Origin of the sequence: Citrobacter sp. wls615, assembly GCF_005281355.1 — a bacterium.
GTDB classification, from domain to species: Bacteria; Pseudomonadota; Gammaproteobacteria; order Enterobacterales; family Enterobacteriaceae; genus Citrobacter; species Citrobacter werkmanii.
This window is the reverse complement of record NZ_SZXM01000005.1, coordinates 271,446-283,853: the sequence shown is the minus strand read 5'-3', so window position 1 is coordinate 283,853 and position 12,408 is coordinate 271,446. Positions and strand designations below refer to the sequence as shown.

Annotated in this window: 10 protein-coding genes; 7 read left to right on the top strand and 3 right to left on the bottom strand. The window is 53.3% G+C overall.

The window, feature by feature from the left end:
* Positions 1-342 precede the first annotated feature (342 nt).
* Positions 343-1,965 carry a phosphoenolpyruvate carboxykinase (ATP) gene (gene pckA / locus FDX04_RS02025; RefSeq protein WP_137370383.1) on the top strand — a complete coding sequence of 541 codons (1,623 nt, stop codon included), beginning with the start codon at positions 343-345 and terminating at the stop codon, positions 1,963-1,965.
* A 75-nt stretch (positions 1,966-2,040) separates the two neighbouring features.
* On the opposite strand, the gene envZ is transcribed toward pckA, so the two are convergent.
* Both envZ and ompR read right to left on the bottom strand, forming a co-directional pair.
* On the bottom strand, positions 2,041-3,393 hold the full coding sequence (gene envZ / locus FDX04_RS02020; RefSeq protein WP_137370382.1) for a two-component system sensor histidine kinase EnvZ: 1,353 nt from the start codon (positions 3,391-3,393) through the stop codon (positions 2,041-2,043).
* Positions 3,390-4,109, bottom strand: coding sequence for a two-component system response regulator OmpR (gene ompR / locus FDX04_RS02015; RefSeq protein WP_001157751.1), 720 nt, complete (start codon positions 4,107-4,109; stop codon positions 3,390-3,392). The genes envZ and ompR overlap by 4 nt, the downstream gene beginning before the upstream one ends.
* A 225-nt stretch (positions 4,110-4,334) precedes the next feature.
* Here ompR and greB point away from each other — a divergent pair, with 225 nt between their 5' ends.
* From greB to FDX04_RS01985, 6 genes are all read left to right on the top strand, one after another.
* Positions 4,335-4,808 carry a transcription elongation factor GreB gene (gene greB / locus FDX04_RS02010; protein WP_003023524.1) on the top strand — a complete coding sequence of 158 codons (474 nt, stop codon included), beginning with the start codon at positions 4,335-4,337 and terminating at the stop codon, positions 4,806-4,808.
* Positions 4,809-4,906: 98 nt separating this feature from the next.
* On the top strand, positions 4,907-7,240 hold the full coding sequence (locus tag FDX04_RS02005; RefSeq protein WP_137370381.1) for a Tex family protein: 2,334 nt from the start codon (positions 4,907-4,909) through the stop codon (positions 7,238-7,240).
* A 375-nt stretch (positions 7,241-7,615) separates the two neighbouring features.
* Positions 7,616-7,843: a ferrous iron transporter A gene (gene feoA / locus FDX04_RS02000; RefSeq protein WP_003023519.1), complete on the top strand. Its 228-nt coding sequence runs from the start codon at positions 7,616-7,618 to the stop codon at positions 7,841-7,843.
* A gap of 18 nt (positions 7,844-7,861) precedes the next feature.
* Positions 7,862-10,180: a Fe(2+) transporter permease subunit FeoB gene (gene feoB / locus FDX04_RS01995; RefSeq protein ID WP_137361517.1), complete on the top strand. Its 2,319-nt coding sequence runs from the start codon at positions 7,862-7,864 to the stop codon at positions 10,178-10,180.
* Between the two features lie 11 nt (positions 10,181-10,191).
* Positions 10,192-10,428 carry a [Fe-S]-dependent transcriptional repressor FeoC gene (feoC, locus tag FDX04_RS01990; protein ID WP_038634895.1) on the top strand — a complete coding sequence of 79 codons (237 nt, stop codon included), beginning with the start codon at positions 10,192-10,194 and terminating at the stop codon, positions 10,426-10,428.
* A gap of 194 nt (positions 10,429-10,622) precedes the next feature.
* Positions 10,623-11,573 (top strand): Rpn family recombination-promoting nuclease/putative transposase, encoded by a 951-nt coding sequence (locus tag FDX04_RS01985; RefSeq protein WP_137361518.1) that lies wholly within the window; start codon positions 10,623-10,625, stop codon positions 11,571-11,573.
* Positions 11,574-11,616: 43 nt separating this feature from the next.
* On the opposite strand, the gene bioH is transcribed toward FDX04_RS01985, so the two are convergent.
* Positions 11,617-12,387 carry a pimeloyl-ACP methyl ester esterase BioH gene (bioH, locus tag FDX04_RS01980; protein ID WP_137361519.1) on the bottom strand — a complete coding sequence of 257 codons (771 nt, stop codon included), beginning with the start codon at positions 12,385-12,387 and terminating at the stop codon, positions 11,617-11,619.
* Between the last annotated feature and the right edge of the window lie 21 nt (positions 12,388-12,408).

Here is a 12,408-nt window from a genome sequence, read left to right as displayed (position 1 = left end):
CATCAACTTCACAATTTTGAGTATTGACTGACCTTTTTCGAACCATGACGACGGGAAGTGAATCGATATTGTTTATGTATGAGTTACGTATTTTTCTTACGTGAATGCGATTACACTCACAAGATTCCCGCCAAAAACACTCTCTATTAACGTTTTAAGAACATTTTCCACAACAAAAAAGGGTTTCCTGCCATAATATCTGCCTCTTTGTGACAGGAGTCGCAGCGCATTCGGTCGCCCGTGGTTTTTCCGGATGCGTAAATCTATGAGCCTTGTCGCGGTTAGCAATCCCAAAAAAACCTTACTATTCCAGGTAATACATATTGGCTAAGGAGCAGTGAAATGCGTGTGAACAACAGTTTAACCCCGCAAGATCTCAAGGCTTATGGTATCAATGACGTTCAGGATATCGTTTACAATCCCAGCTACGACCTGTTGTATCAGAAAGAACTTGATCCAAATCTGGAAGGTTATGAGCGTGGCGTGTTAACGGATCTGGGCGCCGTTGCTGTTGATACCGGTATCTTTACCGGGCGTTCGCCGAAGGATAAGTACATTGTCCGCGACGACACCACGCGAGATACGCTGTGGTGGTCAGACAAAGGTAAAGGCAAGAACGACAACAAACCGCTCTCCCCGGAAACCTGGCAACATCTGAAAGGGTTAGTCACCCAGCAACTCTCTGGCAAACGCCTGTTTATCGTTGACGCGTTCTGCGGCGCAAACGCCGATACCCGTCTTTCCGTGCGCTTCATTACCGAAGTTGCCTGGCAGGCGCATTTTGTCAAAAACATGTTCATCCGCCCAAGCGACGAAGAACTGGTTGATTTTAAACCTGATTTTATCGTAATGAACGGCGCTAAATGCACCAACCCGCAATGGAAAGAGCAGGGTCTGAACTCAGAAAACTTCGTGGCATTCAACCTGACTGAACGCATTCAGTTAATTGGTGGTACCTGGTACGGCGGCGAGATGAAAAAAGGGATGTTCTCCGTCATGAACTACCTGCTGCCGCTGAAGGGCATCGCCTCTATGCACTGCTCGGCAAACGTCGGGGAAAAAGGTGATGTGGCGGTCTTCTTTGGCCTGTCCGGCACCGGTAAAACCACGCTGTCCACCGACCCCAAACGCCGCCTGATCGGCGATGATGAACACGGTTGGGATGACGATGGCGTGTTTAACTTCGAAGGCGGTTGCTACGCCAAGACCATCAAACTGTCTAAAGAGGCCGAGCCGGAAATCTACAACGCGATCCGTCGTGACGCGCTGTTGGAAAACGTTACCGTGCGCGGAGATGGTTCCATCGATTTCGACGACGGTTCCAAAACCGAGAACACCCGTGTTTCCTACCCGATTTATCACATCGAGAATATTGTTAAGCCGGTGTCAAAAGCGGGTCATGCCACTAAGGTTATCTTCCTGACCGCCGACGCGTTTGGCGTGCTGCCGCCGGTTTCTCGCCTGACCGCCGATCAAACGCAGTACCACTTCCTGTCTGGCTTTACCGCTAAACTGGCCGGTACCGAGCGTGGCGTCACTGAACCGACCCCAACCTTCTCTGCTTGCTTTGGCGCAGCATTTTTGACGCTGCACCCAACGCAGTACGCAGAGGTGCTGGTGAAACGTATGCAGGCGGCAGGTGCGCAGGCGTATCTGGTTAACACCGGCTGGAACGGTACCGGTAAGCGTATCTCCATCAAAGATACTCGCGCGATTATCGACGCCATTCTGAACGGTTCACTGGACGACGCAGAAACATTCCGTCTGCCGATGTTTGACCTGGCTATCCCGACCGAACTGCCGGGCGTGGATACTCGCATTCTCGATCCGCGTAATACCTACGCATCACCGGAGCAGTGGCAGGAAAAAGCCAACGCACTGGCGAAACTGTTTATCGAGAACTTCGAGAAGTACACCGACACCCCAGCAGGTGAAGCACTGGTTAGCGCCGGGCCGAAGCTGTAATTGACGTTGCCGGATGGCGGTTTCGCCTTATCCGGCCTACAACAACAAAAGGGGAGGCATTTCGCCTCCCCTTTTTTATGCGTCTTTCGTGGTGCCCTGCGCACGAGTGAAGGGCACCGGAAGCCAGGCGCGAATCGACAACCCACCCCGCTCGCTGGTGCCAATTTCCAACATACCGTTATGGTTATCGATAATACGCTGCACAATCGCCAGCCCCAGACCGGTACCGCTGGTACTACGCGCGCTGTCCCCGCGGACAAACGGTTGGAACAGATGTTTACGCTGCTCCGGCTTGATACCCGGACCATCATCTTCCACCTGGAACCAGGCGCGATGCGGCTCCATACCGCTACTGACCTTAATCCAGCCGTTACCATAGCGGGCGGCATTAACCACCATATTGGCAATCGCACGCTTGATCGACAGCGGATGCATCTTCACCTGAATGTTGCCCGGCAGCAGCGCAGTCTCAATTTCACGCTCATAGCCGCTTTCCGCCGCGACCACTTCGCCTAACACCGAGTTCAGATCTGCCATCTCCATCGGCATCTCCTGACCGGTACGCAGATAATCGATAAACTGCTCGATAATAGCGTTACACTCTTCGATGTCCTTATTGATGGATTCTGCGAGATAACCGTCTTCCTCGCCCATCATTTCCGTCGCCAGACGGATACGCGTCAGTGGAGTACGTAGATCGTGGCTCACCCCTGCCATCAGCAATGTACGGTCATCGGCCAGTTGCTTCACGCCTGCCGCCATATGGTTAAAGGCACGGGTAACAGAACGCACCTCAGAAGCGCCATACTCACGCAACGGCGGCGGAATAATACCTTTCCCTACCTGCAACGCCGCATGTTCAAGATCCACCAGCGGTCGGTTCTGAATACGAATAAATAGCCATGCGCCGCCAATGGCCAGCAGCATGATCGCCAACGTATAGCGGAACAGCGGCGAGAAATCACCCTGATGGATTTCAGTGAGCGGCACACGTACCCAGATATTGGGCGACAGCCAGGTTTTCAGCCACACGACCGGCGAGCTTTTGTTGACCTCAACGCGGACTTCGGTCGGGCCACCCAACTGCTGCGCCATCTGATGGCTTAAGAATTCATAGTGTTGCGCCCAACGCAGTCCGGCCTCTTCAGCGGCCTCGTTGGAATAGAGGGAAATACCCAACTCACGATAAATTTCCCGACGAAACGCGGGAGGCACCACCAGTTGTGTACCGTCCTCCAGCTGCAGTTTATCGGTCATCAGCATACGAACTTCGTAGGCCAGGACCTTATTAAACTGCTGGAGGCTCGGCAAAATCGCGAAGTTCAGCACGACCAGATAAGTCGTCACCAGGCTGGCAAACAGCAAGGTGACGATGAGCAATAATGTGCGGGCAAACGAACTTCGTGGCGAGAAGCGCATTCGCCTCATGCTTTAGAACCGTCCGGAACAAAAACGTAGCCCAGGCCCCATACGGTCTGAATATAACGCGGATGCGCCGGATCTTCTTCCACCATACGGCGCAGACGAGAAATCTGTACGTCGATAGAACGTTCCATCGCCGAGTATTCACGACCACGGGCCAGGTTCATCAGCTTGTCGCGAGAGAGCGGCTCACGCGGGTGGCTTACCAGCGCTTTCAGTACCGCAAACTCCCCGCTGGTGAGCGGCATCGGCTCATCTTCGCGGAACATTTCACGCGTACCGAGGTTCAGTTTGAACTTACCAAAGGCAATAACCGCCTCTTCCTGAGAAGGTGCGCCCGGCAGTTCGTTCGCCTGACGACGCAGTACGGCACGAATACGCGCCAGCAGTTCACGCGGGTTAAACGGTTTCGGAATGTAATCGTCAGCGCCGATTTCCAGCCCTACGATACGATCAACTTCTTCACCCTTCGCGGTCACCATAATGATCGGCATCGGGTTGCTTTGGCTGCGCAGGCGACGGCAAATAGACAGGCCGTCTTCACCCGGCAGCATTAAATCCAGCACCATCAGGTGGAAGGACTCACGGGTCAGCAGACGATCCATCTGCTCAGCGTTTGCGACGCTTCGAACCTGGAAGCCCTGCTCGGTCAGATAACGTTCCAGAAGCGCACGTAAGCGCATGTCGTCATCGACCACCAGAATCTTATAGTTCTCTTGCATTGTTATTACTCCCAAAGGTTCGCAACAATTAAGTGTATATTCTTAAGAAAGCTCACGTGAGTCACCAGCGAATTCTGGTATGAATTCCAGGCTAAATTGTTACAAAGCATATTAAACAGCAGCTTAAGTATACAATGTTTCTCGCAATACATTATTTATTCTGTTGATATGCTCACGTAATACTAATTGTGCGCATCATCACAGAGTCGAAGGTAAAACAATAAGATGAAAACGCCCCTGATAACCCGTGAAGGGTATGAAAAACTCAAACAAGAGCTGAATTATCTCTGGCGTGAAGAGCGCCCGGAAGTCACCAAAAAGGTCACCTGGGCCGCAAGTCTGGGCGACCGCAGCGAAAATGCCGACTACCAGTATAATAAAAAGCGCCTGCGCGAGATCGACCGCCGCGTTCGTTATTTGACCAAGTGCATGGAAAATCTGAAAATCGTCGATTACTCCCCGCAACAGGAAGGCAAAGTCTTCTTCGGCGCATGGGTCGAGATTGAAAATGACGATGGCGACATCCGCAAATTCCGCATTGTCGGCTACGATGAGATCTTCGGTCGTAAAGATTACATCTCTATCGATTCGCCAATGGCGCGGGCGCTGCTGAAAAAAGAGGTCGGCGATCTCGCGGTAGTCAACACCCCTGGCGGCGAAGCCAGTTGGTATGTAAACGAGATCGAATACGTGAAGTGAGACCGGAACAATCCGAAGCCCCCGTAGATGACTGGCATTTTTGCCAGTCAATCCGTATAACTATCCCCTGATTTTTTATCCTATAGACGAAGCTATCCATGATGAATGATTCTTTCTGCCGCATTATCGCAGGTGAAATTCAGGCTCGTGCTGAACAGGTAGAAGCTGCCGTTCGCCTGCTTGACGAAGGGAATACCGTGCCGTTTATCGCACGATATCGTAAGGAAATCACCGGCGGTCTGGACGATACGCAACTGCGTAATCTGGAAACCCGTCTGGGATATCTGCGTGAACTGGAAGACCGCCGTCAGGCAATCCTGAAATCTATCGGCGAGCAAGGCAAACTGACCGACGACCTGGCGAAAGCGATCAACGGCACGTTAAGTAAGACCGAACTCGAAGATCTCTATCTGCCGTACAAACCTAAGCGCCGCACCCGTGGGCAGATCGCCATTGAGGCCGGACTGGAGCCGCTGGCAGACCTGTTGTGGAACGACCCCTCCCACGACCCGGAAACGGAAGCCGCAAAATATCTCAACGCCGAAAACGGCGTGGCGGATACCAAAGCCGCCCTCGACGGCGCACGCTACATTCTGATGGAGCGATTCGCAGAAGACGCCGCGCTGCTGGCAAAAGTTCGTGACTACCTGTGGAAAAACGCGCATTTGGTTTCTACCGTGGTCAGCGGTAAAGAAGAGGAAGGGGCTAAGTTCCGTGACTACTTCGACCACCACGAACCAATTTCTACCGTGCCTTCCCACCGCGCGCTGGCCATGTTCCGTGGTCGTAACGAAGGCGTGTTACAGCTTTCTCTGAATGCCGACCCGCAATTCGATGAACCGCCAAAAGAGAGCCACGGCGAGCAGATTATCCAGGATCATCTGGGGCTGCGCCTGAATAACGCACCTGCCGACAGCTGGCGTAAAGGCGTTGTGAGCTGGACATGGCGCATCAAAGTGCTGATGCACCTCGAAACCGAGCTGATGGGTACCGTGCGCGAACGTGCGGAAGATGAAGCGATTAACGTCTTTGCCCGCAACCTGCATGACCTGCTGATGGCCGCCCCAGCCGGACTGCGCGCCACAATGGGTCTCGATCCGGGTCTGCGTACCGGGGTAAAAGTGGCTGTGGTTGACGGTACCGGCAAACTGGTCGCTACCGATACCATTTATCCGCATACCGGTCAGGCCGCCAAAGCCGCCGTCGCCGTTGCGGCGTTGTGTGAAAAATACAACGTTGAGCTGGTGGCGATTGGTAACGGTACGGCGTCGCGCGAAACCGAGCGTTTCTTCCTAGACGTACAGAAACAGTTCCCGAAAGTTACCGCGCAGAAAGTGATCGTCAGCGAAGCCGGCGCGTCAGTGTACTCCGCTTCAGAGCTGGCGGCGCTGGAGTTCCCGGACCTCGATGTTTCGCTGCGTGGGGCGGTGTCTATCGCCCGTCGTCTACAGGATCCGCTGGCTGAGCTGGTGAAAATCGATCCGAAATCTATCGGCGTGGGCCAGTATCAGCACGACGTCAGCCAGACGCAGCTGGCACGTAAGCTGGATGCGGTAGTGGAAGACTGTGTAAACGCCGTCGGCGTGGATCTGAACACCGCCTCCGTACCGCTGCTGACCCGCGTGGCGGGCCTGACGCGCATGATGGCGCAGAACATCGTGGCCTGGCGTGACGAGAACGGCCAGTTCCAGAACCGTCAGCAACTGCTCAAAGTCAGCCGTCTGGGCCCTAAAGCCTTTGAACAGTGCGCGGGTTTCCTGCGTATCAACCACGGCGATAATCCGCTGGATGCCTCCACCGTTCACCCGGAAGCGTATCCGATTGTGGAACGCATTCTGGCCGCCACCGAGCAATCGCTGCGCGATCTGATGGGCAACAGCAGCGAACTGCGCAATCTGAAAGCTGCTGATTTTACCGACGAACGTTTCGGGGTACCAACCGTCACCGACATTATCAAAGAGCTGGAAAAACCGGGCCGCGACCCGCGTCCTGAATTCAAAACCGCACAGTTTGCTGATGGCGTAGAAACCATGAACGATCTACAACCGGGGATGATTCTGGAAGGGGCTGTCACCAACGTCACTAACTTCGGCGCATTTGTCGATATCGGCGTACACCAGGATGGTCTGGTGCATATCTCTTCACTGTCGAATAAGTTTGTCGAAGATCCACACACCGTGGTGAAAGCGGGTGATATTGTGAAGGTAAAAGTGCTGGAAGTAGACCTGCAGCGTAAGCGTATCGCGCTGACTATGCGTCTGGATGAGCAGCCAGGCGAAACCAACGCGCGTCGCAGCAGCGGAAATAGCGATCGTACTCAGGGCAATCGTCCGGCACCAAAAGCCGCGAAACCTCGTGGCCGTGACGCTCAGCCTGCGGGCAACAGCGCGATGATGGATGCGCTGGCAGCGGCAATGGGTAAAAAGCGCTAAGTTTGGATCATGTGCCGGATAGCGGTGTAAATACCGTATCCGGCATATTTACTATATTATCTTCTCTCTTCCTCATTATATTTATCACTTCATTAACAGATGAAACCTTAATTAAACATTAAGGATTTCAATAATTGCTGCCGCAAATCATTCGCCCCCAACCAGAATAAATATTGAGGAATATCAAAATTGGCTCAAATTATTATCTAATTGTACATTCCGTCACACTTATTCTATTGATGATAGAAACCATTCTCATTATCATTGGTTTGTTGATTATTTACTCTTTCCTTACGTTGGCTAATCATCTGGTCTCATGCCGCCCTGTCGCCCCATGAGGTAATCACCCAGTTAGCGAGATATAAGTAGGTCCCTATGCAATTCACTCCTGACAGTGCGTGGAAAATTACCGGTTTTGCCCGTGAAATCAGCCCGGCTTATCGTCAGAAATTGTTGTCACTTGGCATGCTACCCGGCTCATCCTTCAACGTGGTTCGCGTCGCCCCGCTCGGCGATCCTATCCATATTGAAACGCGTCGCGTAAGTCTGGTATTGCGTAAAAAGGATTTGGCGTTATTAGAAGTGGAAGCGGTGTCCTGTTAATACAGTGAGTCTATAAAAATGAAAAAACTAACCATTGGTTTAATTGGTAATCCTAATTCCGGCAAGACAACCTTATTCAACCAGCTCACCGGCGCGCGTCAGCGTGTAGGCAACTGGGCTGGCGTTACCGTTGAACGCAAAGAAGGTCATTTCGCCACGACGGACCATCAGGTCACGCTGGTCGACTTACCCGGCACCTATTCACTGACGACAATCTCATCACAGACCTCTCTCGATGAGCAAATCGCCTGTCACTACATTTTAAGCGGCGACGCGGATCTGTTGATCAACGTGGTCGATGCCTCAAACCTTGAGCGCAACCTCTACCTGACGTTGCAACTGCTTGAGCTGGGTATTCCCTGTATCGTCGCCCTGAACATGCTGGATATTGCTGAGAAACAGCAAATCCGTATTGATATCGACGCTCTCTCCGCCCGTCTTGGCTGCCCGGTGGTTCCGCTGGTCTCCACCCGCGCCCGCGGCATTGAAGCGCTGAAACTGGCGATCGATCGCTATAAAGAAAACGACACCGTCGAACTGGTGCATTATGCCCAGCCGCTGCTACAGGAAGCCGATTCCCTCGCTGACGCGATGGCCAAAGATATGCCGCTAAAACAGCGCCGCTGGCTGGGCCTGCAAATGCTGGAAGGCGATATCTACAGCCGTGCCTACGCCGGTGACGCCGCGCAAAACCTCGATGCCGCCATTGCGCGTCTGAGCGAAACAATGGACGATCCGGCGCTGCATATCGCCGATGCGCGTTACCAATGCATCGCCGCAATCTGCGATACCGTCAGTAATACCCTGACGGCAGAGCCGAGCCGTTTCACTACCGCGGTGGATAAAATTGTCCTCAACCGTTTCCTTGGGCTGCCAATTTTCCTGTTCGTGATGTACCTGATGTTCCTGCTCGCCATTAACATTGGCGGCGCGCTGCAGCCGTTATTCGATGTGGGTTCCGTGGCGCTATTTATTCATGGTATTCAATGGATTGGCTATACGCTGCACTTCCCGGACTGGCTGACTATCTTCCTGGCGCAAGGTCTTGGCGGCGGGATTAACACCGTGCTGCCGTTGGTACCGCAAATCGGCATGATGTACCTGTTCCTCTCCTTCCTTGAAGACTCCGGTTACATGGCGCGCGCTGCGTTTGTGATGGACCGCCTGATGCAGGCGCTGGGACTGCCGGGCAAATCGTTTGTCCCGCTGATAGTCGGTTTTGGCTGCAACGTACCGTCGGTGATGGGTGCCCGTACGCTGGATGCCCCACGTGAACGTCTGATGACCATCATGATGGCGCCGTTTATGTCCTGCGGCGCACGTCTGGCGATTTTCGCCGTCTTTGCCGCGGCTTTCTTTGGTCAGAACGGCGCGCTGGCAGTCTTCTCGTTGTATGTACTGGGTATCATTATGGCGGTACTGACCGGTCTGATGCTCAAACACACCATCATGCGTGGCGAAGCAACACCGTTCGTGATGGAGCTTCCGGTGTACCATGTGCCGCACATCAAGAGCCTGATTATTCAGACCTGGCAACGCCTGAAAGGCTTCGTGCTGCGTGCCGGTAAAGTCATCATCATCGTCAGCATTTTCCTCAGCGCGTTTAACAGCTTCTCGCTGAGCGGGAAAATCGTCGATAACATTAACGACTCTGCTCTGGCTTCCGTCAGCCGCGTCATTACCCCCGTCTTCAAGCCGATCGGCGTGCACGAAGATAACTGGCAGGCAACCGTAGGTCTGTTCACCGGCGCGATGGCGAAAGAAGTGGTTGTCGGTACGCTGAACACGCTCTATACCGCAGAAAATATTCAGGAAGAAGAGTTCAATCCTGCAGATTTCCACCTCGGTGACGAGCTGTTCAGTGCGGTGGATGAAACCTGGCAAAGCCTGAAAGACACCTTCAGCCTGAGCGTTCTGGCCAACCCTATCGAAGCCAGCAAAGGCGACGGCGAGATGGCTACAGGCGCAATGGGCGTGATGGGCGAGAAATTTGGCAGCGCCGCCGCCGCATACAGCTACCTGATTTTCGTTCTGCTGTATGTCCCGTGCATTTCAGTGATGGGGGCTATCGCACGTGAATCCAGCCGTGGCTGGATGGGCTTCTCGATCCTGTGGGGCCTGAACATCGCTTATTCACTGTCAACGCTGTTTTATCAGACCGTCAGCTACAAAGAGCATCCGACTTACAGTCTGGTGTGCATCTTAGCCGTCATTCTGTTTAACATCGTATTGCTGGGTCTGCTACGCCGTGCCCGCAGCCGGGTGGATCTCTCACTGCTATCAACCAACAGAACGGCCAGCTCCTGCTGTTCCAGTACCACTGGCGATTGCCACTAAGGTCGTCAACAATGGCATCACTTATTCAGGTTCGTGATTTACTAGCGCTGCGGGGGCGTATGGAGGCAAAGCAAATTAGCCACACGCTGCATACCCCGCAGCCAATGATTGACGCCATGCTGAATCAGTTAGAAAAGATGGGCAAAGCGGTGCGGATTCAGGAAGATGCCGATGGGTGTCTGTCCGGAAGCTGCAAGAGTTGCCCGGAAGGTAAAGCCTGCCTGCGCGAGTGGTGGGCTTTGCGCTAGTGTGCCGCTCCTGCCGGATTCAGCGTTTATGCTGATATCCGGCTTTTTGCGTAACGGCTCCCACAACGATTTCACTGTTTCAGCAAAACAGATCTATCCCTCAGCCTTCCGCGCAGAACTATCAACTCGTGGATGATTACTGTCGATCGGGCAAGTAGAGTCTCGTCATCTTATTTCCCAGGTGACGGATCGCCATGAATACTGACACGACGGCTACGCCGCATGACGCGATTTTCAAAACATTTTTGAACCACCCAGCGACCGCCCGCGATTTTCTGCAACTTCATCTACCCGACTCTTTGCGTGCACTTTGCGATCTGAACACACTACAACTGGAATCGGGCAGCTTTATTGAAGATGATTTGCGCGCGTACTATTCAGACGTGTTGTGGTCGCTGAAAACTCGTGAAGGCGATGGCTACATTTACACCATCATTGAACATCAGAGTACCGCGGATGCTCATATGGCATTTCGCCTCATGCGCTATGCCATTGCCGTAATGCAGCGACATCTGGACGCGGGCCATAAGAAACTACCGTTGGTGATCCCCATACTTTTTTATCATGGTACCGTCAGCCCATATCCATATTCACTCTGCTGGCTGGACGAATTTGACGACCCGGAGGCAGCCAGAGCACTTTATACCACGGCATTTCCATTGGTCGATATCACCGTTGTGCCCGATGACGAGATCATGCAGCACCGCCGGATGGCGCTGCTGGAGCTCATCCAAAAACATATTCGTAAACGCGATTTGATGGGGTTAGTAGAAAAACTCGCCATCCTGCTTGTTAAAGGACACGCTAATGACAACCAGTTGAAAGCCCTGTTTAATTACCTGATGCAGGCCGGGGACACCGCGCGTTTTAGCGAATTTATTCACCAGGTCGCCGAACGTTTACCTCAACACAAGGAAAAGTTGATGACTATTGCCGAAAGATTACGTCAGGAAGGGCACCTTAATGGTTTTCAGGAAGGTCACAGGAAAGGGTTACGAGAGGGATTACAAGAGGGTATGCAACAAGGCAAACGTGAGGAAGCTCTGCGCATTGCAACAACCATGCAGGCTGATGGCATAGACCCGCTGACTATCTGCAGAATCACCGGCCTGACTGCTGAGGATCTGGCTACGTGCAGCCATTAATCCCCAGCCCGGCAGCATGATTCTACCGGGCAAAACAGTGGATTTATAGCCGCTGTTTTAACGCCACCAGCGCTGAGCAGAACTCCGTTGGATGTGAGATAAACGGCGCATGCGCGGCTTTGGCAAACACCAACGACTCGCTCAGTGGCCACAGGGTATCCAGCATCGGGACGACTTTGCGCGGAACCAAACCATCAAGATAACCGTACATCCGCAGGAAAGGCTTATCCACCGAGCATAACGGCTCACGCAGATCGACTGTTTTCAGGATCTCCAGTCCGCCATTAAGCACCTCGACTTTCGGCATGGGTAAAGCCAGCACCGTTTTCTTCAGCGCCCGCGCATCCTGACGCGCGGTTTCCGTGCCCATCGTTTGCAATGCCAGAAAACGCTCCACTGTACGATGAAAATCTTCACTCAGTTGCTGCTGGAAACCTGCCAGCACTTCCGGCTTAATGCCCGGCCATTCAGCGCGCGCGCTAAAGCAAGGTGAAGACGCGACGGTCACCAACGCCTGAACACGCTCAGGGTGCGTTAACGCCACCTGACTTGCGACCAGCCCGCCAAGACTCCAGCCGAGCCAGATAGCGTTCTCCGGCGCCTGTCTTAATACCCGTTCAGCCATCTCTTCCAGCGACATTGCGCCGAAACCCTGACTGCGACCAAATCCCGGCAAGTCGACAAGGTGCAGCGTAAAATGCGAGCTCAGTTCCTCACTTATGCAATGCCATACTTCCGCATTCAGTCCCCATCCGTGCAGCAGCACAAGATGGCAATTTCCCGAACCCTGGGTCTGCCACCAGATGTCATTCATCAGTTATTGTTCTCTTTTAGC